The sequence below is a fragment of the Saccharopolyspora elongata genome (genome assembly GCF_004348985.1).
GTDB classification, from domain to species: Bacteria; Actinomycetota; Actinomycetes; order Mycobacteriales; family Pseudonocardiaceae; genus Saccharopolyspora; species Saccharopolyspora elongata.
Window position 1 is genome coordinate 1 of record NZ_SMKW01000117.1, and the last position, 20,064, is coordinate 20,064.

Here is a 20,064-nt window from a genome sequence, read left to right on the forward strand (position 1 = left end):
GGGGTGGGCTTGGCGGCGGTCTAATGGGGACATGGGTTCTGCACTGCGAGTCGGACTTGTCGGATATGGCGTCGGCGGCGCGATCTTCCACGCGCCGCTGATCGCCGCCCACCCGTCGCTGCGGCTGGACGCGGTCGTCACCGCCAACCCGGAGCGGCAGCAGCAAGTGCGCGCCGAGCACCCCGACACCGCGGTGGTCGACGACATGGACGAGCTGCTGGCACGCGAGCCGGACCTGGTGGTGATCGCCAGCCCCAACCGCACCCACGTCGAGCTGGCCACCGCCGCGCTGGACGCGGGGCTGCCCGTGGTGGTGGACAAGCCGTTCACGCCGACCTCGGTCGAGGGGCGGCAGCTGATCGAGCACGCCGCGGCGAAGGGGCAGCTGCTGACGGTCTTCCAGAACCGCCGCTGGGACAACGACATGCGCACCGTGCGCAGGCTGCTCGACGACGGCGAACTGGGCCGGGTGCACCGCTTCGAGTCGCGGTTCGAGCGCTGGTCGCCGACGCCGAAGCCGACCTGGCGCGACTCCGGCGGGGCGGAAGACGTCGCGGGCGTCCTCTACGACCTGGGCAGCCACCTGATCGACCAGGCCCTCCAGCTGTTCGGCCCGGTCGCGGCGGTCTACGCCGAAATCGACCGCCGGCGCGACGGGGTGCGGGCGGACGACGATTCGTTCATCGCGCTGACCCACGCCAACGGGGTGCGCTCGCACCTGTGGATGAGCAAGGTCGCGGCGCAGCAGGGCCCGCGCTTCCGGGTGCTCGGCGACGCCGCCACCTTCACCAAGTACGGCCTGGACCCGCAGGAGGCCGCGCTGCGCGCCGGGCGCCTGCCCGTCGACGACACGTGGGGCCGGGAGCCCGAGGAGATGTGGGGTGTCCTGGGCGTCGGCGACGAGGTCCGCCGGGTGCCCAGCGAAGCGGGCGACTACCTGGCGTTCTACGACGGAGTCGTCGCGGCGCTGCGCGACGGCGCGCCGCCGCCGGTGGACCCGGCCGACGCGGTGGCCGCGCTGGACATCATCTCGGCGGCCAGCCGCTCCGCCGCCGAGATCACCGTCGACCGCCTGCTGTAGCACGGTTTCCGCTGCTCAGGTGCCGTGCGTACTTTGTGTCGCCATGGCAGCACAAAGTACGCACGGGTGGTCACCAGGCGAAACGATCGTCCACGTTGGTCAGAACCGGTAGGTGCGGGTGACCGCGATGCGGTCGCCGTCTTCGCGGGTGCCCGCCTCGACGTCCGGTGGCCTCGGGCGGAAGCCGGGGGCCACGGCGAGGCCGTGGGTTTCGTCGATCGCCGTCACCTGGACCTGGTTCCCGCGAGCGCGGAAGGTGATGTCCGCGCCTTCCGGTGGCAGGTCGCGGAAGCGGATCTCGCCGGGCCACGTTCCGGCGCGAGTGCCGGACACCTGGACCGACACCGGGGCGCTGCCGGGGGCACGAGCCGTGACGTCGGTGATCGGCCGGTCCACGCGCAGCACCAGGTCCGTCGCACCGCGGCCGGAGGACACGTGCAGGGTCACGGTGTCCCCGGCGCGGGATCCGGTCACGCGCGGCCCGTCGACGTCGAGCGGTCGTGCCGGGCCGGTCCACAGGTCGCCACGCGCGTATCCGGCCGGGAGCCGGTCGGTGTTGCGGGTGCCGACGAACTGCTTGGTCCAGTCGGTCGGTTCGTCCTCGGCGCTGACCCAGCTCGCGGTGTTCGCGTCCGCGTCCAGCACGTAGGCGAGATGGGAACGGCGAGGGTGCTGCGCGTCGAATCCGTCCGCGGCAAGACCGCCACCCACCGAGGCGCAGGCGACTGCGAATGCCGACAGCAGGATGACTGCGACGCTTCGACGGCGTAGTGCACGGTCGGGGAAGAACAGCTCGCCGATCGGCAGCAGCACCAGTCCGAGCAGAACGACTAAGAGCGCGCCGGCACCGCCGAGGGCCAAGCCCACGCCGTGGAAGACATTGCGCGTGACGGCGGGCAGCACCATCGCGGACACCAAGGCACCGGCGGTGACCGGAACGAGAGCCCACCTCGGGAACATCAACGCGATGAGCGCGCCGAGAGCTCCCGCCAGCGCCGGAACGGTGAACACGAACGACGCCCCCGGCGCGAGCGCGGCGCACGCGATGCCCAAGGCAGTCGGCCAGGCCAGGCCGCCGAGCGCGAGTGCCGCCTGGCCGAGCCGGTTGCGCAGCGGCAGGTACCAGCAGAGCAGCGCGAATCCGGTGAGCGCGACGATGGCGACCTGGAAGATCAGCGGGCGGTGCACCAGGCCGCCCATCAGGTCGTAGCCGGGGCGCACCGCCACCATCAGCGACCACATCGCCTGCGCGAGCACGACCGAAGCGGCGATCGGGAGCAGCGCGGACAGCGCGCTCACCAGCACCTTCGGCAGCGAGACCAGCCGCCGGTACCGCGCCAGCGCCACGGCGCCCACCAGCAACAACGCGGCGAGCCCGGCTAGCGGCCAGACCAGCGTGTCGGGATAGGTGATCGTCATGCCGAGCGCGCGGAAGTAGATCAGGTCGTGGTCCGAACGCAGCCCGGCGAGATCGGCATCGCCGAAGGCGCGGGCCAGGGCGAGCATGTTCTCGCCCTGGTGCTGGAGGCTGCCCGGCGCCAGGTTCGCGATCGAGTCGCCCGCGGTGTGGTAGCGCGACGAGCCCTCGATGTACGCCGAGTTGAGGCCGGTGAAGCCGGCCTGGGTGAAGGCGGTGAAATCGGTGTTGTTCGGCAGCATCCGATACATCGCGACCATCGAGGAGTCGCCTCGCGGGTGCTCGACCGCAGTGGTGAACGTTTCGACCAGACGCGCGTTGTCCTTCGACGTCTCGAACATCAGCGACGGGCCGTCGACGCCCCGTGCTTCCCAGTTGAGGACCACTCCGCCGCGAGGGGCGAGCGGGTGCTCCCGGACGAACGCGTTCGCGCCGAGCAAGCCGTCCTCCTCGCCGTCGGTGATCACCAGCACGAGGTCGTTGCGCAGCGGCCCGCCGGCCCGCAGCGCCCGGACGGTCTCCAGCATCGCCGCGACGGAGGAACCGTCGTCCGACGCCCCGGGGCCGACGGCCGCCGAGTCGTAGTGGGCGGCGAGCAGGACCGATCCCGTGGATGCGTTGCCGGGCAGCGTCGCCACCACGTTGTCCACCCGGCCGAACGTCGCCAGCCCGGTGCCCGAGCGCACGCCCACCGAGTGCTGGACGTGCACCTGCAGTCCTTCCGCGCGCAGCCGTTCGACGAGGTGATCCTTGGCCCGGTCGCTCGCCGGGCTGCCCATCGGACGGGGCTCGGTGGCGAATCTGCCGAGCTCGGAAACAGCGCGCTCGGCGCTGAACTCGCCAGCGGGTGCCGAGGCAGGGGCGGGCTGCTGGGTGCTCGCGTTGCCCAGTACGGACAACGCGAGCACCACCAGCACGGCGAGCGCGCTCGCCACCCCGGCCGCGGGCGGGAAACGCTTGTTGATCAACTTTCCGGTCACGATGCGCAAAGCTATGGCGCCGCGGCGCGCCGCGGAATGCGGTGCACAGCACTCATCGACTGCGGTTTTCCGCAGATACCCGGATCAGTGCTGGTCCTGCGCCGCCGAGTTGCGAACCGGCCGGTGCCGCCCACGCTGGTTGGCGGGTGTCGAGCTTGAGGAGCCGGGATGAGCAGCGAGACCAGCACCGCGACCGGGGCCACCTGGACGACCACGCCCGCCGTGTCCGAACACCTGGACGCCGCGGAACTCGACGGCCTGCAGCTCTGGTGGCGGGCGGCCAACTACCTGTCCGTCGGGCAGATCTACCTGATGGACAACCCCCTCCTGCGGGAGCCGCTGCGGCCCGAGCACGTCAAACCGCGGCTGCTCGGGCACTGGGGCACCACGCCGGGCCTGAACTTCGTCTACTCCCACCTCAATCGGGCGATCCGGGCCCGCGACCTGGACATGATGTACGTGATCGGGCCGGGGCACGGCGGGCCGGGGCTGGTCGCGGCCGCGTGGCTGGAGGGCACCTACAGCGAGGTCTACCCGGACGTCGCGCAGGACTACGACGGCCTGCGCCGCCTGGTCACCCAGTTCTCCTTCCCCGGCGGCATCCCCAGCCACGTCGCGCCGGAGACGCCCGGTTCGATCCACGAGGGCGGCGAGCTCGGATACTCGCTCTCGCACGCCTTCGGCGCCGCCTTCGACAATCCCGACCTGATCGTGGCGTGCGTGATCGGTGACGGCGAGGCCGAGACCGGGCCGCTGGCCGCCGGCTGGCATTCCAACAAGTTCCTGGACCCGGTGAGCGACGGCGCGGTGCTGCCGATCCTGCACCTCAACGGCTACAAGATCGCCAATCCGACGGTGCCGGCGCGCATCCCGGACGAGGAGCTGTTCAGCATGCTGCGCGGCTTCGGCTACGAGCCGTACCTGGTGTCCGGCTCGGTGCCGGAGCCGATGCACCACCTGTTCGCCGCGACGCTGGACCGGTGTCTGGACGAGATCGCCGCGATCCAGCGCCGGGTCCGCCGGGACGGCCGGGTTCAGCGGCCGCGTTGGCCGATGATCGTGCTGCGCACCCCGAAGGGCTGGACCGGTCCGGCCACTGTGGATGGAAAGCCGGTGGAGGGCACCTGGCGGTCGCACCAGGTGCCGATCAGCGATCCGCGCCAGAACGAGGAGCACCTGCGCCAGCTCGAATCCTGGCTGCGCAGCTACGAACCCGCCGCGCTGTTCGAGGCGAGCGGTGCGCCGGTGCAGCGGATCAAGGACCACAACCCGGTGGGCACCCGGCGGATGAGCGACAACCCGCACGCCAACGGCGGGATCCTGTTGCGCGCGCTGCGGATGCCCGACTTCCGGGACTACGCCGTGCGGGTCGACGAGCCCGGCGCGACCATCGGCGAAGCCACCCGGGTGCTGGGCGGCTTCCTGCGCGACGTGATGCGCCTGAACGAGGGCGAGCGCAACTTCCGGGTCTTCTCGCCCGACGAGAACAACTCCAACCGCCTCAACGCGATCCTCGACGCCACCTCGCGCGCCTGGGACGCGGAGACCGAGCCGGGCGACGACGCGCTGGCCCCCGACGGCCGGGTGATGGAGATCCTCTCCGAGCACACCTGCCAGGGCTGGCTGGAGGGCTACCTGCTCACCGGCCGGCACGGGTTCTTCTCCTGCTACGAGGCGTTCGCGCACATCGTGGACTCGATGGTCAACCAGCACGCCAAGTGGCTGAAGGTCACCCGCGGGCTCGCCTGGCGCGCGCCGATCGCATCGCTGAACTACCTGCTGACCTCGCACGTCTGGCGGCAGGACCACAACGGCTTCTCCCACCAGGACCCGGGATTCATCGACCACGTGATGAACAAGAAGGCCGAGGTGGTGCGGGTCTACCTGCCGCCGGACGCGAACACCCTGCTGTCGGTGGCCGATCACTGCCTGCGCAGCCGCAACTACATCAACGTGGTGGTCGCGGGCAAGCAGCCCGCGCCGCAGTACCTGGACATGGACGCGGCGATCGTGCACTGCACCAAGGGAATCGGCATCTGGGACTGGGCCAGCAGCGATCAGGACGGCGAGCCGGACGTGGTGATGGCGTGCGCCGGGGACGTTCCGACGATGGAGACGCTGGCCGCCGTCGACCTGCTCCGCGAGCGCTTCCCGGACCTGCGCATCCGGGTGATCAACGTGGTGGACCTGATGCGGCTGCAGGACGAGCGCGAGCACCCGCACGGGTTGTCCGACGCCGATTTCGACAGCCTGTTCACCCGCGACCGGCCCGTGATCTTCAACTTCCACGGCTATCCCTGGCTGATCCACCGGCTGACCTACCGCCGGCACAACCACGACAACATCCACGCCCGCGGCTACAAGGAGGAGGGCACCACGACCACGCCGTTCGACATGTGCGTGCTCAACCAGATCGACCGGTTCAACCTCGCCATCGACGTGATCGACCGGGTGCCGCGGCTGGGACCGAGCGCCGCATACGCGCGAGAAGCGTTGCAGGACAAGCTGATCGAGCACCGGAACTACGTGTCGACGCACGGCGAGGACATGCCGGAGATCAGGGACTGGGTTTGGTCGTCGCGATGAGGGTGCTGACCGTGAACGCGGGCTCCAGCAGCCTGAAGCTCGGTCTGCTGGACGGCGACGAGGCGATCGCCGAGGAGACCCTGGAGCGCTGGGAGGGCGGGGCGGAGCCGATCCGCCGGTTCCTCGACGAGCACGGCGCGGACGCCGTCGGGCACCGCGTGGTGCACGGCGGCACCCGGATCGTCGCGGCGACCGTGGTCGACGACCAGGTGCTCGCCTACCTGGATTCGCTGACCGAGCTCGCCCCGCTGCACCAGCCGCGCGCGATCGCCGGGCTGCGCGCAGCCCTGACCGCCGCGCCGGGCACGCCGTCGGTGGCGTGCGTGGACACCGCGTTCCACGCCGGGCTTCCGGTGGCAGCAGCCACCTACGCGCTGCCCCGGGAGTGGAACCGGCAGTGGACGTTGCGCCGCTACGGTTTTCACGGCCTGTCGCACTCCTACGCCGTGGTCCGCGGCGCGGAGGTGGCGGGGTTCCCGCCGCGGGAGGGGCGGGTGCTGTGCTGCCACCTCGGGGCCGGGGCCTCGATGGCGGCGGTGCGCGACGGGCGGTGCGTGGACACGACGATGGGCTTCACCCCGGAAGAGGGGCTGGTCATGAACACCCGCAGCGGCACGGTCGATCCGGGGCTGCTCGGCTGGCTGATGACCACGAAAAACGTTGCGCCGAAAGAGTTGTTCGATGTGCTGGCGACGAAGTCGGGCCTGGCCGGCCTGGCCGGCGGCACCGGCGACCTGCGTGACGTGCTGGAGGCACGCGAGCGCGGCGACGCGGACGCGGCGGTGGCCTTCGACGTGTACCGGCACAGCCTGGTCCGGTACGCGGGGGCGATGGTCGCGGTGCTCGGCGGGCTGGACCTGCTGGTGTTCACCGGCGGCATCGGCGAGCACCAGCCGCCGGTGCGGGCGGCGGTTTGCGAGGCGCTGGGTTTCGCCGGGGCGGCGGTGGATCCGGCGTTGAACGCGGCGGCGTCGGACGACGCCGACATCACCGCGCCCGGCGCAGCGGTGCGCACGGTGGTGGTGCAGGCCCGCGAAGACCTGGAGATCGCCCGCGAAACCCGCGCGGCGGCAACGGTCACCTGGTGACCGCGCTGCCCGGCTTGCGGGCGGCGGAGTTCCAGAGGACGCATTCCTCGCAGTAGCCGTTGCCCGGCTTCGGATCGCAGAACTCCGCCCAGGGCACCGTCGGCAGGGTGGGGGAGCGGATGGTGCCCGGCCTCGGGAGCAGCCGGTCGCACTCCCGCAGCCGCCCGAGCAGCACGGCCGGGGAGCAGGGCTCGGTGGTCATGGTGCGCTCCTGGTCGTCCGGGACGATCACAGGGTACCCGGACCTTTCGGACTGCTTCGCCTTGCGAAGCGAGGACATTGTGGACGGCCGTCCAACTCCGGGCGGCGAGCGGAAGTTCGCCGGATCGGCGCAGCGGAAATGCCGAGCCAGGCTGGCCGGTGCCCTGCTCGGCTCGTGTTCTCTGGTGCGTTTGCGCTGGCGGTTCGGCATCTTGCGAGCTTTCGTACCGCCGAGCGGCCGAATCCCGAGGTTACGCATTGTCAACAATCCGTTCATTGACAGGGTCAACCGGGCGACCTAGCGTCTCTGCCCAACGCATCACTCGATTGGGTGATGCTCGCGAGGGAGGCGTGAGCCGATGCGCAGATCCGAAATCTCCCGACGACAGTTGTTCCGCGGTGGTGCGGCGGCGGCCCTGGCCCTGCCGGCGGCCGGCCTCCTCGCCGGATGCAGCTTCACCCAGCCGGGCACCGGGCAGCCGGGGTCCACGTTGGACCAGATCAAGGCGCGGGGTTCCGCCCGCATCGCCATCGCGAACGAGCCGCCGTACACGCAGATCAAGCCGGACGGCACGGTCACCGGCGCGGAGCCGGACGTGGTCGCCGCCGTGCTCAAGCGGATGGGCATCCCGAGCATCGAGGGCGTCGTAACGCCCTACGAGTCGATGATCCCCGGGCTCAACGCCAACCGGTGGGACATCATCGCCGCCGGGCTGTTCATGAAGCAGTCCAGGTGCGGCCAGATCCTCTACTCCGAGCCGGAAATCGTGTCGACGGAGTCGTTCGCGGTGCCCGCCGGGAATCCGAAGAACCTCACCAGCGTGGCCTCCGTCAAGGCCGACCCCGCGGTGAAAGTAGCCGTGCTGCCAGGCGGTTTCGAGGACGGCGCGCTGAAGACGCAGAACGTTCCGGCCGCCCAGATCGTCAACATTCCCGACGGACGCAGCGGGATCGAGGCGGTACTGGCCGGGCGCGCCGACGCGTTCTTCCTGCCGACGCTGTCGCTGAACTCGCTGAAGACCGACGGCATCGACATCACCCCGGCGATCAAGGACGTGCAGCAGACCGGCTCGGGCGCCGGTTTCCGCAAGACCGACCAGGACCTGGTCAACGCCTACGACGAACAGCTGCGCGCGTTGAAGGCCAGCCCCGAGTTCGACGAGATCCTCTCGCGGTGGGGCTTTTCGGCGGACGCGGCCCGGGGTGTCACCCGCGACCAGCTCTGCGCCGTCGCCGGCTGACCCGGGAGCGCTGGGCGCATGTCGCAGATCCTGCCGTTCTTGCCGCTGCTGCTCAACGGGTTGCTGATCACGCTCGCGCTGACCGCGGTGGGCGTGGTGATCACCGTGCTGGTCGCGTTCGCGGCCGGCCTGTGCCGCATGTCGCGGCGGCGCTGGCTGAGCTGGCCGGCCGGGGTGTTCATCGAGATCTTCCGCGGCACGTCGATGCTGGTCCAGCTGTTCTGGCTGTTCTTCGCCCTGCCGTTCTTCGGGGTCCAGCTGGTGCCGTTCGCCGCGGCGGTGCTGGCGCTCGGCCTCAACGAGGGCGCCTACGGCGCGGAGATCGTGCGCGGTGCCATCACGGCGCTGCCGCGCGGGCAGCGCGAAGGGGCGATCGCGCTGAGCCTGACGCCGTACCAGCGGATGCGGTACGTGATCCTGCCGCAGGCGATCCCGGCGATGATCCCGCCGTTCGGCAACGTCTTCGTCGACCTGCTGAAGAACACCTCGCTGGTGTCCCTGGTGACGGTCGCGGACCTGACTTTCCGGGCGCAGATGGTGCGCGCGACCACCGGCGCCACCACCGCGGTCTTCGGCACCATCCTGGTGCTGTACTTCGTCGCGGCGTACGTGCTGTCGGTCGGGATGGGCCGGCTCGAGCGCCGGATGGATCCGGGGCGGCCCGAGCTGCGGCCCACGCTGCTGCAGCGCTTGTTCCGGCGGGGTGGGGTGGTCGGCTCATGATCTGGGACTGGGCCTTCGCCGCGAGCATCGTTCCGTCCCTTTTGGACGGACTGTGGGTGACCGTTCAGGTCACGCTCGTCGGCACGGCGATCGCGCTGCTGCTCGGGCTCGGAGTGGCCGTCGTCCGCTACTCGCGGATTCCGCTGCTGGGCAAGTTGTTCGACTTCTTCGTCCTGTTCGTGCGCGGCACTCCGCTGCTGGTGCAGGCGTACTTCGCGTTCTACGTGCTGCCCAACGTCGGGGTGCAGTTCTCGCCGCTGGTCACTGGGATCATCGTCATCGGCATCAACTACAGCGCCTACACCGCCGAGGTCTACCGCGCCGGGATCCAGAGCGTGCCCGCCGGGCAGTGGGAGGCGTCCACGGCGCTGAGCCTGTCCGCCGTGCAGCGCTGGCGGTTCGTGGTGCTGCCGCAGGCGGTGCGCGACGTGGTGCCGGCGCTGGGCAACTACGTGGTGCAGATGTTCAAGGACTCGGCGATCCTGTCCGCCATCACGGTTTTCGAGCTGCTCAGCCACGCGACGTCGATCGGCTCCGGCAGCTACCGCTACCTGGAGCCGCTGACCATCGCGGGCCTGCTGTTCCTGGCGGTGAGCCTGCCGGCCGCGAAGCTGATCAAACGATTGGAGCTGCGCCTTGCGCATCCGCGATGAGGACGTCCAGCCGATGATCTCGTTCTCGGGCGTGGGGAAGTCGTTCGGCGACAACCACGTGCTCCGCGAGCTCGACCTCGACGTGGCGGCGGGGGAGAAGGTCTCCATCATCGGGCCCAGCGGTTCCGGGAAGACCACGATCCTGCGGCTGCTCATGACGTTGGAGGAGCCGGACAGCGGCCTCGTCGAGGTCGACGGCGAGCCGCTGTGGGACCGCCGCGGCGGCGCGGTGGCGGACACCCGCGGCCAGGCGGCGGTGCGGCGCAAGATCGGCATGGTCTTCCAGCACTTCAACCTGTTCCCGCACATGACGGTGCTGAACAACGTCGCGCTCGCGCCGGTCCAGGTGCTGGGGATGTCGCGGGACGACGCCGAGCACCGCGCGGTCGACCTGCTGCGGATGGTCGGGCTGCAGAAGCACCTGCGGCACAAGCCGGGGCAGCTCTCGGGCGGCCAGCAGCAACGCGTGGCGATCGCCCGGGCCTTGGCCATGCGTCCCAAGGTGATGCTCTTCGACGAGGTCACCTCCGCGCTGGACCCGGAGCTCATCGGCGAGGTCCTCGCGGTCATCCGGGACCTCGCCCACACCACCGCGATGACGATGCTGCTGGTGACCCACGAGATGCGCTTCGCGGCGGAGATCTCGGACCGGGTCCTGATGTTCGACTCCGGAGCGGTGATCGAATCCGGCCCGCCCTCGAAGATCTTCGAGGAGCCCCAGCACGAGAGGACCCAACGCTTCCTCAAAGCGGTCCTCGAACGCAAATGACCCCCGGGCCCGGCCCGCAGTTTCAATTGAAACTGCGACCCGGGAGCCTCCGGGGAGGGGCGGTTTCAATTGGACATACATCATGAGGGGCACCCACAGTCCAGGGAGCCTCTGAGGTTCCGCTACCCGCACCGCCACGCAAATCGAGGCTGGAAAAACCTCATTGGAACTGCGGGGTCAGCGGAGGAGTGGGACGACCTGGTCCTGGAAGCGTTGCATCTGCTCCGCCGCCATCGCGTAGGTGTGGCCCGGGAAGTGGGGGAAGATCACCAGGTGTTCCAGGCCTAGGGAATCCTTGTGGAACTGGACGGTTTCCGCGACTTCCTCGGGGGTGCCGATCGCCCACATCTTCTGGTCGGTCGACTGCTCCAGCGTCGGCACCAGGCCGGGCTTGGCGGGCTTGCCGTCCTCGCCCCGGTAGCCGCGGCTCCAGCCGAACGGGGCCAGCAGGTTCCAGAACTCGTCGTGGCCCGCGCCGCCGGTCCGCCACGCTGTCTCGTGGTCGTCGGCGATGTGCACCGGCAGCACCAGGATTCGCTTGGCGCCGCTGGAGAGCTCGACGTCGTGGTGCTGCCGGTAGAGCTCCGCGTAGCGCTCCCACTGGTCGCGCACGAAGCCGTGGTACTGGTTCCACCAGACGCAGCCGTGGCCGACCTCGGCGGCGTAGCCGAGGGTGGGCGGGCTGGTCACGGCCTGCCAGATCTCCACCGGGTGCAGCGGGCCGGGCAGCAGCGTGAGGGTGTCCACCGCGCCGTCCGGGCCGTTGGTGTCCGGCGGCGGCAGCTCGAAGAACTTGCCCTTGTAGGAGAAGGTCTCGTTGGCCAGCGCGGTGCGCATGACCTCCATGTACTCGGCGAAGACCTCGCGGTTGTGCGCGTCGATGGCCTTGCTCTTCTCCTCGGATTCCAGGTAGCCCATGTCCGCCTGGTGGAGGCCGAGGCTGCGCAGCTCCCGGGGCACCGTGCCGCGCCCGACGCCGAGCACCGCGCGCCCGCCGGAGAGGTTGAGCAGCGTGCTGAAGTCCTCGGCCAGCCGCAGCGGATGCCACTGCGGGACGATGTTGAACATCGCGCCGACCTGGATGCGCTGGGTGCGGGCGACCAGGTTCGACTGCAGCATCAGGGAGTTGGGCACGATCTCGTAGCCCTCGTGCTGGAAGTGGTGTTCGGCCAGCCAGTAGCTGTCGTAACCGAGATCTTCCGCGCGCACGCCCATGTCGATCAGGTGCTCGGTGGCCTCCCACACCTGCTGCCGGGTGGCGCGGCGCTGACCGGCCGGCAGCGGGTTCCCCGCCAGCACGTCGGGCATCTCCACGGAGCCGAAGAAGAACACGCCGTACCGCACGGGTACCTCCATCCTGCCCGGCTGCTCCGGGCCGCTGACGAGCAAATGTAAGTAGTATCAACATTACCTGCGGATCAGTTTCCTCCGGATTTCCGCTTCGTCAAGTCCCGTTTCGGCTCTTGACTCCGGAGCCGTCGCGGCTCACGATCCCCGGTGAATGTTCGCCACATCAACATCCGGCCTCATCCGTCGCCAGGCGAACACCAACCCATCGGTGCGTCCCCGGGAGGACCCCATGGTCGAAGACGCTGCCCAAGCCGCACCCGCCGTGGCCGGCCGACCGCCTCGAGGCGGGGTCGAGCACAAGGGCATCGAAGCGGTGCGCGACGACGAGCGGCACGGTTCGCCGCTGTCCGCGTTCACGCTGTGGTTCGCGGGAAACCTGCAGTACTCGGCGCTCGTGGTGGGCGCCATCCCGACCGCGTTCCTCGGCCTGAGCTTCGCGCAGGCCGCGCTCGCGCTGGTCGTCGGCACGCTGATCGGCAGCCTGCTGCTGGGCGTGGCGGCCACCATGGGGCCGCAGGCCGGCGCCCCGCAGATGGTCCAGTCGCGCGGCCCGTTCGGCTACTTCGGCAACTTCGTGCCGGTGTTCCTGCTGTTCCTGACCGGATTCGGCTACTTCGCGGTGAACACCGTGCTCGGCGCCTACATCGTCCGGCAGCTGTTCGGGATCCCGTTCCTGTGGGCGCTGATCGCCGTCGCGGTGGTGGAGATCGTCATCGCCATCATCGGGCACGACTTCGTGCACCGCATCGAGCGGATGCTGCTCGGCGTGATGGCGGTGCTGTTCGTGCTCATCACCTGGTACGGCATCGCGCGCGGCGACGTCGGTGCGGTCGGCGACCCCGGCGAGAAGACGCTGACCGGGGCGCTGCTGATGACCGTGGCCGTCAGCTCCTCGCGCACCTTCGGCTGGGCGATCGGCGCATCCGACTACACGCGCTACCTGCCGCGCGACACCAGCCGGGCGCGGCTGGGCTGGTCGGCGTTCCTCGGCGCGGCGATCGCGGGCCTGTGGATGCACCTGCTCGGCGCGGCGATCGGCACCGTCATCTTCCCGAACAGCCCGACCGACCTGGTGACGCAGCTGATCCCCTCGGGCCTGGCGATCATCGCGCTGATCGCGCTGCTGGCGTCGACGATCGCGGGCAGCGTGCTGGACATCTACTCCGGCTCGCTGGCCCTGCTGATGGCCGACATCCCGTTGCGCCGCTGGGTTTCCGCGCTGCTCACCGGCGTGCTGGGGACCGCGCTGGGCTGGTGGGCCGGGCACGTCGAGGGCGAGGCCTTCGGCAACTTCCAGAACTTCCTGTTCGTGGTCGGCTACTGGATCGGCCCGTGGCTCGGCGTCACGCTGGTGGACTTCCTGGTGCACCGGCGCGACGGCGTCGAGGTGGGCACGTTCTACGACCGGTCGCGGCGGCTCGGGCCGGGGCTGGCGGCGTTCGCCATCGGCGTGGTCGCGTCCGTGCCGTTCATGAGCCAGAGCCTCTACACCGGCCCGCTGGCGGCCGCGTTCCCGCAGCTGGGGGACATCACGTACTGGGTCGGCGGGGTAGTCGCGGCCGTCGCGTACTACCTCATCAAACGAGTCCGGGAGTCGAAGTGAAACGTGGTTTGGGCCCACTGTCCTACGGGGACGCCGTGCAGCCGTGGGGAAGGGGCGCCGCGGCAGGCGGTTTCGTGTTCCTCAGCGGGATCGACGGGGCGACCGACGACAGCGGCGCGCCGGTCGACGGCATCGCCGAGCAGACGCGGATCACGTTGGACAGGGTCCGGCGGTTGCTGGCGGACGCGGGCGCCGAGCTCGCGGACATCGTGCAGCTGGACCAGTTCGTCGCCGATCCCGCCGAACGGGCCGAGTACATGAAAGCCCGCGACGAGTGGCTCGCGGAGCACGCGCCCGCGCTGCTCGACGAGCGTTCCTACGCCTCGCTGTTGATCTACCCGGCGCTGGCCACGCCGCAGATGCGGGTGGAGATCCGGGCCGTCGCCTACGCAGGGGAGAAGTCGTGATCACATCCCGCGAGTTCGCCGAACTGAGCGTCGCCGACGTCGCCGGTGCGTGCGGCGAGTCGTCGATCGCGGTGGTGCCGGTCGGCGCGATCGAGCAGCACGGGCCGCACCTGCCGCTGGTCACCGACGCGCTGGTCGCCGAGGCGGCGGCGCGGGCGGCCGTGGCCGAGCGGGGCGAGGAGCTCGACCTGTGGTTGTTGCCGACCCTGTCCTACGGCCGCAGCGTCGAGCACGTCTGGGCGGCTGGCACGCTTTCCCTGTCCACCGCCACGTTCGCCGCGGTGCTCGACGACATCGGGCGGTCGGTGGCCGCGGCCGGCTTCCGGCGCATCGTGTTCGTCAACGGCCACGGCGGCAACATCTCGGAGATCCAGACCGCGCTGCGCGACATCCGGCACCGGCACGGTCTGCTCACCTTCGCCGCCAACACGTTCGTGCCGGTCGAGAAGGACGAGTCCTTCGCCGGGACCGAGCAGGGCCTCGGGATCCACGGCGGCGCGATGGAGACGTCGCTGATGCTGCACCTGCGGCCGGAGCTGGTGGACATGTCCGCCGCGAGAACGCGGGTGCCGAGCAGCATGAACGACAACCGGCACGTCCGGTTCGGCGGCAGCGTCGCCTTCGGTTGGCTCTCCGACGACTTCGGCCCGGACGGCTACCTCGGCGACCCGACGCGCGCGACGCCGGAGGCGGGCAAGCGCGGTTTCACGGCCCTCGTCGACGTGCTGGGCGACCAGCTGGCCGAGGTGTCCCGGTTCGACTTCGCCAACTACCAGTGAGGTGTTCGCCATGCAGGACAACGAGAAGCTCGTGCGAGACGGCTCCGCTCCGCTGATCGTCGGGCTGGGCGGCACGACTCGCGCCGGATCGAGCAGCGAGCGGGCGCTGCGGTTCGCGCTGACCGCCGCGCGGGAGCACGGCGCGGAGACGCTCCTGTTCGGGGCCGACGAGATCAACCTGCCCATGTACCAACCGGATTCGGGCGATCGGACCTCGCGGGCGGCCGACCTGGTGACGGCGTTGCGCCGCGCGGACGGGGTGATCATCGCCTCGCCCGGCTACCACGGCGCGCTGTCCGGTCTGGTGAAGAACGCCCTGGACTACGTCGAGGACCTCCGGGGCGACGCCCGCCCGTACCTCGACGGCCGGGCGGTCGGCTGCATCTCGACGGCGGCGGGCTGGCAGGCCCCGGCGGCGACCCTGGGCCAGCTCCGCGCGATCGCCCACGCCCTCCGGGGCTGGCCGACGCCGCTGGGCGTGGCGATCAACTCCGCGCAGCCCTGCTTCGCGGAGGACGGCAACCCGACGTCGCCGTACGCCGACCAGCTGCGCACGATGGCCCACCAGGTCGTCGACTTCGCCTGCCGCCCCGCACTGCCCCTCGCCGTCTAGGGTGTGGAGTCAACGGCCTGTTCGTCTCGATTGGTGAGGTGAACGGTCCGTTCGCTGCAGCCGTCCGGCGTCGGTGGGCATCGGCTGGTGTGGAGTCAACGGCCCGTTCGTCCCGGTAGGCGAGGTGAACAGGCCGTTCGCCTCACCACCTCGAAGCCACCAGCCGATCTACCACGACCCCTCGCCACCACATCCCAAACAGCCTCTATAGCAGCACAAAGTACTCACGGGCGGCGCGTCTGGCGGCGTAATTCGGTCGCCGTGCGCCGCCGAGTCGTGGCAGTCTGACGGCCATGGTCGACGTGCAGTTCTCCGATCATCGGCTCGCGGCGCTCTACGACCTCTACTGCCCGACGGACGAACGTTCGGACTTCGGGTTCTACCTGCCCCTGGTGATGTCCGCGCGGTCCGTGCTGGACGTGGGGTGCGGGACGGGCACGCTGCTGGGCATCGCACGGGACAACGGCCATCAGGGGCGGCTGTGCGGCCTGGACCCGGCCGCCGGGATGCTGGAGGTGGCACGGGCGCGCTCGGACATCGAGTGGGTTCTCGCCGATCTGGCCGCGGCACCGGCCTGGGACCAGGAGTTCGACCTGGTGGTGATGACCGGCCACGCGTTCCAGGTTCTGCTCGGCGACGACGAGCTGCGCGTCGCGCTCACGACGATCGCCGCGGCGCTCACGGACCGCGGCGAGTTCGCGTTCGAAACCCGGAATCCGCTCGTGCGGGAATGGGAGGACTGGTACCTGCGGTACTCGGGCGGCGTGGTGGATCCGGCGGGCGTCGCGGTGCACTGCGAGTGCGAGGTGCTGCCGGTGGAAGGCGACCTCGTCACCGCCACGCACACCTATACCGGCCAAGGGTGGGACCGGCCGCTGCAGAGCCGGAGCACGCTGCGATTCCTCGGTCCAGAGGCGTTGTCGGCGTTCCTCGCCGACGCGGGCCTGTCGGTGGCCGAGCAGTTCGGGGACTGGGACCGCAGCCCGTTGCGTGACGACAGCCCAGAGATCATCACCGTCGCGCGCCGCTGCTGACGAAACCGAGCTGGAGCGCGAAGGGCGGTGGGCGCGCCTAGCCTGGTGGGGTGGCTTCGGCGTTGCATGTGCTGAAGCGGCTGGTGCTGGGGCGTCCGGTGCGCAGCGACCGGCTGCAGGAGACGCTGCTGCCGAAACGGCTCGCGCTGCCGATCTTCGCCAGCGACCCGCTCTCGTCGGTCACCTATGCGACGCAGGAGATCCTGCTGATCCTGTCGCTCGGCGGGTTGGCGCTGCTGCACCTGACGCCGTGGGTGGCGCTGGCCGTCGTGGTGCTGCTGGCCGTCGTCGTCGCTTCGTACTGGCAGGTCGTGCACGCCTATCCCAGCGGCGGCGGGTCCTACGAGGTCGTGGCCCGCAACCTCGGCCGCGATCCGAGCCTGGTGGTGGCCGCCGCGCTGATGGTCGACTACGTGATGACCGTGGCGGTGTCGGTCGCCGCCGGGCTGGACAACCTGGTGTCGGCGGTGCCTGCGCTGTACCCGCAGCGGGTGTGGCTCGCCGTCGCCGTCGTGGTGCTGCTGATGGCGATGAACCTGCGCGGAACCCGAGAATCCGGCCGGGCGTTCGCCGTGCCCACCTACCTGTTCGTCGCGGCGACCGGCCTGACCGTCGTCGTCGGTCTGGCGCAGGCCGCGGTGGGGCACCCGCCGGTCGCGGAGAGCGCCGGTTGGGGCATCCGGCCGGAGCAGGTCGACGTCACCGGGCTGGCGCTGATCTTCCTGCTGCTGCGGGCCTTCTCCTCGGGATGCACGGCGCTGACCGGTGTGGAGGCGATTTCCAACGGCGTGCCCGCGTTCCGGCGACCGAAGGACGTCAACGCCGGCCGCACGATGATCATCATGGGGACCTTGGCGATCGGCCTGTTCAGCGGCGTGACCGCGCTGGCGATGGTCTCCGGCGTGCGGGTCGCGGACGACCCGTGCGACCTCATCGGCTTCCCGGCGGACTGCCACAGCACGGGGCAGCGCACCGTCATCGCGCAGATCGCGGGTGCCGTGTTCGGGGTGAACAGCGTGCTGTTCTTCGTCGTGCAGGCCGGCGCGACGCTCATCCTGCTGCTCGCCGCGAACACCGCCTTCAACGGCTTCCCGATGCTCGGTTCGCTGCTCGCGCAGCGCCGGTACCTGCCGCGCCAGCTGCACACCCGCGGTGACCGGCTGGCGCACTCGAACGGCATCGTGGTGCTCGGGTTGGTCGCCATCGCGCTCATCGCGGCGTTCGAAGGCTCCGTGACCGCGCTGATCCAGCTCTACATCATCGGGGTGTTCACGTCGTTCACGCTGAGCCAGGTCGGCATGGTGAAGCACTGGAACCACCTGCTCGCCACCGGCGACGCCGCGCACCGGGCGAGTTACCACCGGTCCCGCCTGGTCAACGCGGTCGGCGCGGTGCTGACCGCGACGGTGCTGGTCGTCGTGCTCTTCACGAAGTTCACCCACGGCGCCTACCTCGTGGTGATCGCGATCCCGCTGCTGTACCTCCTGATGCGGGCGATCCACCGGCACTACCGCGACGTGCGGCGGGAGCTCGAACCGGAGGTCGAGGGCATGACCTTGCCCAGCAGGGTGCACGCGGTGGTGCTGGTGTCCACAGTGCACAAGCCGACGCTGCGGGCGCTGGCGTTCGCCCGCGCCAACCGGCCGGACACGCTGACCGCGCTCACCGTCAACGTCGATGAAGCGGACACGCAGCTGCTGCGCAGCGAGTGGGATCGGCTCGGCATCGGCGTGCCGCTGAAGGTGGTGGAGTCGCCCTACCGCGAGATCACCCGGCCGGTCATCGACTACATCAAGCGGATCCGCCGGGCGGGGCCGCGCGACCTGGTGTGCGTGTACATCCCGGAGTACGTCGTCGGCCACTGGTGGGAGAACCTGCTGCACAACCAGAGCTCGCTGCGGCTGAGCTGGCGGCTGCGGTTCGAGCAGGGAGTGATGGTGGTCAGCGTGCCGTGGCAGCTCGATTCCAGCCACCGCCGGGACGTCGACCGCATCCACCACGTCCCCGGTCACACCCGCCGCGGCATCACCCCACCCACCTGAGCCGGGGCGCCGGTTTCGCGCGAAAACGGCGCGAGCCACGCCTGGGGGGCGCCGGTTTCGCGCGAAAACGGCGCGTCCGGTGCGGCGGTTCAGATGAGGGCGGCGAGGCGGCGGTAGGAGTCGAGGCGGTCGGCGGGGTCGTAGGCTGTGGTGGTCACCAGGAGCTCGTCGGCTCGCGTGCGAGCGGCCAGCTCCTTCAGCTCGACCGCGACCTCGTCCGCGGTGCCGAAGACGTGGCCCCGCAGCGCGCGCTCGAACTGGGTACGCTCGCGCTCGGACATCTCGCGCGCCAGCACCTGCTCCGGCGGTTCCAGCGGCGGGAACTCGCCGCGGATGCGGGATTCGGCGGTCGCCCATGCCTCGGGGACGAGCAGCCGCCGGGCCTGCTCCGCGGTGTCGGCGACCGCGACGGACCGGGCGAGGACCACGTACGGCCGCGCCGCCCAGGCCGACGGGCGGAAGCGCTCGCGGTAGGCGTCGATGGTGTCGGTCATCCGGTCGTCGCCGTGGACCGCGGCGATCACCAGCGGCAGCCCGAACTCGGCGGCGGTGTCGGCTCCCGACCCGGTGGCCAGCAGGAACACCGGAATCGACAGCCCCTCGGCCGCGACCGTGTGCACCCCGGGAAACCTGCCCGGCTGCCCGGACAGGTAGCCCAGCAGTTCGACGAGCTGCTCGCCGAAGCGGTCTGCCGCGTCCTTGTCGCGCCCCAGCGCGCGCCGGATGCCGCTGGTGAAGCCCACCGAGCGCCCCAGCCCGACGTCGACGCGGTCCGGGAACAGCGAGCCGAGGACGCCGAACTGCTCGGCCACCACCAGCGGCTGGTGGTTGGGCAGCATGACGCCGCCGGTGCCGACCCGGATGCGGGTGGTCGCGGCGGCGATGGCGGCGGCGAGCACGGTCGGCGCGGCGCCGGCGACGCCGGGCACGCTGTGGTGCTCGGCCACCCAGAACCGGTGGTAACCGAGAGCCTCGGCCTGCTGGGCGAAGCGAACCGTCTCCTGCAGGGCATGCTGCGGACTCCGCCCCTGCATGGTGTGCGAGCGGTCCAGCACGGAAAGGCGCAAAGTCACACCCGTGCAAACCGCCCGAAGAGCCGCAAGATTCCGGCTCCGGATGAGGCGGTGCCCACGCGCCGCGATTCCGCGATGCGAAACCACGACATGCCCACGGCTTCCACAGCGGCGTTCCCGCAGGCGTGGGGCCGTGAGCGGTTCTGGATCGCTGTAGGGGCTGTTTTGATTGTCGTGGTGTGAGGTGTGGTAGCGCGGGGTTTTGTCTTTGAAGCGGCGCAGCCGCTTAGCCCACCTACGCAGCTTGCACCGCTACCCGCACCGCCACGCAGAGCAAGTTTGGAAACAGGTTCTATGCTTGATCTTTAACCCTTGCGCCTGGGTTTGGTGCCTGTCTTGTGGTGGGTGGGGCGTTGGTAGGCCTGGCCGGTGGCGAGGATTCGTCCGACGTCGTGGCGGGTGGCGCGGTGGCGGTTGGTCGAGC

Annotated in this window: 17 protein-coding genes; 13 read left to right on the plus strand and 4 right to left on the minus strand. The window is 70.3% G+C overall.

The window, feature by feature from the left end:
• Positions 1–31 precede the first annotated feature (31 nt).
• Complete coding sequence (locus E1288_RS42600; RefSeq protein WP_132494499.1) at positions 32–1,081, plus strand: Gfo/Idh/MocA family protein; 1,050 nt, start codon at positions 32–34, stop codon at positions 1,079–1,081.
• A 99-nt stretch (positions 1,082–1,180) separates the two neighbouring features.
• On the opposite strand, the gene E1288_RS42605 is transcribed toward E1288_RS42600, so the two are convergent.
• Positions 1,181–3,478: a M20/M25/M40 family metallo-hydrolase gene (locus E1288_RS42605; protein WP_132494501.1), complete on the minus strand. Its 2,298-nt coding sequence runs from the start codon at positions 3,476–3,478 to the stop codon at positions 1,181–1,183.
• Between the two features lie 168 nt (positions 3,479–3,646).
• Here E1288_RS42605 and E1288_RS42610 point away from each other — a divergent pair, with 168 nt between their 5' ends.
• Positions 3,647–6,064 carry a phosphoketolase family protein gene (locus E1288_RS42610; RefSeq protein WP_132494503.1) on the plus strand — a complete coding sequence of 806 codons (2,418 nt, stop codon included), beginning with the start codon at positions 3,647–3,649 and terminating at the stop codon, positions 6,062–6,064.
• Positions 6,061–7,152, plus strand: coding sequence for an acetate/propionate family kinase (locus E1288_RS42615; RefSeq protein ID WP_165968564.1), 1,092 nt, complete (start codon positions 6,061–6,063; stop codon positions 7,150–7,152). The genes E1288_RS42610 and E1288_RS42615 overlap by 4 nt, the downstream gene beginning before the upstream one ends.
• On the opposite strand, the gene E1288_RS42620 is transcribed toward E1288_RS42615, so the two are convergent.
• Complete coding sequence (locus E1288_RS42620; RefSeq protein WP_132494506.1) at positions 7,142–7,354, minus strand: hypothetical protein; 213 nt, start codon at positions 7,352–7,354, stop codon at positions 7,142–7,144. The genes E1288_RS42615 and E1288_RS42620 overlap by 11 nt on opposite strands.
• A gap of 358 nt (positions 7,355–7,712) precedes the next feature.
• Between E1288_RS42620 and ehuB the strand changes: the two genes are divergently transcribed.
• Genes ehuB through ehuA form a run of 4 tightly spaced genes read left to right on the plus strand, consistent with a single transcriptional unit; the run spans position 7,713 to position 10,739 of the window.
• Positions 7,713–8,594, plus strand: a complete 882-nt coding sequence (ehuB, locus tag E1288_RS42625) for an ectoine/hydroxyectoine ABC transporter substrate-binding protein EhuB (RefSeq protein ID WP_132494508.1) — start codon at positions 7,713–7,715, stop codon at positions 8,592–8,594.
• 18 nt (positions 8,595–8,612) lie between these two features.
• Positions 8,613–9,317 (plus strand): ectoine/hydroxyectoine ABC transporter permease subunit EhuC, encoded by a 705-nt coding sequence (gene ehuC / locus E1288_RS42630; RefSeq protein WP_132494510.1) that lies wholly within the window; start codon positions 8,613–8,615, stop codon positions 9,315–9,317.
• Positions 9,314–9,970, plus strand: a complete 657-nt coding sequence (ehuD, locus tag E1288_RS42635; protein WP_132494512.1) for an ectoine/hydroxyectoine ABC transporter permease subunit EhuD — start codon at positions 9,314–9,316, stop codon at positions 9,968–9,970. Before ehuC ends, ehuD begins: the two co-directional genes overlap by 4 nt.
• 13 nt (positions 9,971–9,983) lie before the next feature.
• Complete coding sequence (gene ehuA / locus E1288_RS42640; RefSeq protein WP_132494526.1) at positions 9,984–10,739, plus strand: ectoine/hydroxyectoine ABC transporter ATP-binding protein EhuA; 756 nt, start codon at positions 9,984–9,986, stop codon at positions 10,737–10,739.
• Between the two features lie 177 nt (positions 10,740–10,916).
• On the opposite strand, the gene E1288_RS42645 is transcribed toward ehuA, so the two are convergent.
• A complete protein-coding gene (locus tag E1288_RS42645) occupies positions 10,917–12,083 on the minus strand; it encodes an LLM class flavin-dependent oxidoreductase (protein WP_207954876.1) in 1,167 nt (388 codons plus the stop codon).
• Positions 12,084–12,318: 235 nt separating this feature from the next.
• Between E1288_RS42645 and E1288_RS42650 the strand changes: the two genes are divergently transcribed.
• The 6 genes from E1288_RS42650 to E1288_RS42675 all read left to right on the plus strand — a co-directional run bounded on the left by E1288_RS42650 (position 12,319) and on the right by E1288_RS42675 (position 18,567).
• Positions 12,319–13,692 carry a purine-cytosine permease family protein gene (locus tag E1288_RS42650; protein ID WP_165968565.1) on the plus strand — a complete coding sequence of 458 codons (1,374 nt, stop codon included), beginning with the start codon at positions 12,319–12,321 and terminating at the stop codon, positions 13,690–13,692.
• Positions 13,689–14,099, plus strand: coding sequence for a RidA family protein (locus tag E1288_RS47595; protein ID WP_165968566.1), 411 nt, complete (start codon positions 13,689–13,691; stop codon positions 14,097–14,099). The genes E1288_RS42650 and E1288_RS47595 overlap by 4 nt, the downstream gene beginning before the upstream one ends.
• The gene (locus E1288_RS42660) at positions 14,096–14,878 is read left to right on the plus strand and encodes a creatininase family protein (RefSeq protein ID WP_235884206.1); all 783 of its coding nucleotides are present in this window, start codon (positions 14,096–14,098) and stop codon (positions 14,876–14,878) included. Before E1288_RS47595 ends, E1288_RS42660 begins: the two co-directional genes overlap by 4 nt.
• A 10-nt stretch (positions 14,879–14,888) precedes the next feature.
• Positions 14,889–15,491, plus strand: coding sequence for an NADPH-dependent FMN reductase (locus tag E1288_RS42665; protein WP_132494520.1), 603 nt, complete (start codon positions 14,889–14,891; stop codon positions 15,489–15,491).
• Between the two features lie 293 nt (positions 15,492–15,784).
• A complete protein-coding gene (locus E1288_RS42670) occupies positions 15,785–16,525 on the plus strand; it encodes a class I SAM-dependent methyltransferase (RefSeq protein ID WP_132494522.1) in 741 nt (246 codons plus the stop codon).
• Positions 16,526–16,575: 50 nt separating this feature from the next.
• Entirely contained in the window at positions 16,576–18,567 is a 1,992-nt protein-coding gene (locus tag E1288_RS42675) for an APC family permease (RefSeq protein ID WP_132494524.1), read from the plus strand.
• An 89-nt stretch (positions 18,568–18,656) separates the two neighbouring features.
• Here the strand turns inward: E1288_RS42675 and E1288_RS42680 are convergent, their stop codons facing one another.
• The gene (locus tag E1288_RS42680) at positions 18,657–19,634 is read right to left on the minus strand and encodes an LLM class flavin-dependent oxidoreductase (RefSeq protein ID WP_132494530.1); all 978 of its coding nucleotides are present in this window, start codon (positions 19,632–19,634) and stop codon (positions 18,657–18,659) included.
• Between the last annotated feature and the right edge of the window lie 430 nt (positions 19,635–20,064).

Coding starts and splice junctions, on each gene's coding strand:
- E1288_RS42620 (WP_132494506.1), bottom strand. CDS start 7,354: ATGACCACCGAGCCCTGCTCCCCGGCCGTGCTGCTCGGGCGGCTGCGG.
- E1288_RS42600 (WP_132494499.1), top strand. CDS start 32: ATGGGTTCTGCACTGCGAGTCGGACTTGTCGGATATGGCGTCGGCGGC.
- E1288_RS42665 (WP_132494520.1), top strand. CDS start 14,889: ATGCAGGACAACGAGAAGCTCGTGCGAGACGGCTCCGCTCCGCTGATC.
- E1288_RS42650 (WP_165968565.1), top strand. CDS start 12,319: ATGGTCGAAGACGCTGCCCAAGCCGCACCCGCCGTGGCCGGCCGACCG.
- ehuA (WP_132494526.1), top strand. CDS start 9,984: ATGATCTCGTTCTCGGGCGTGGGGAAGTCGTTCGGCGACAACCACGTG.
- E1288_RS42610 (WP_132494503.1), top strand. CDS start 3,647: ATGAGCAGCGAGACCAGCACCGCGACCGGGGCCACCTGGACGACCACG.
- ehuC (WP_132494510.1), top strand. CDS start 8,613: ATGTCGCAGATCCTGCCGTTCTTGCCGCTGCTGCTCAACGGGTTGCTG.
- E1288_RS42615 (WP_165968564.1), top strand. CDS start 6,061: ATGAGGGTGCTGACCGTGAACGCGGGCTCCAGCAGCCTGAAGCTCGGT.
- ehuB (WP_132494508.1), top strand. CDS start 7,713: ATGCGCAGATCCGAAATCTCCCGACGACAGTTGTTCCGCGGTGGTGCG.
- E1288_RS42670 (WP_132494522.1), top strand. CDS start 15,785: ATGGTCGACGTGCAGTTCTCCGATCATCGGCTCGCGGCGCTCTACGAC.
- ehuD (WP_132494512.1), top strand. CDS start 9,314: ATGATCTGGGACTGGGCCTTCGCCGCGAGCATCGTTCCGTCCCTTTTG.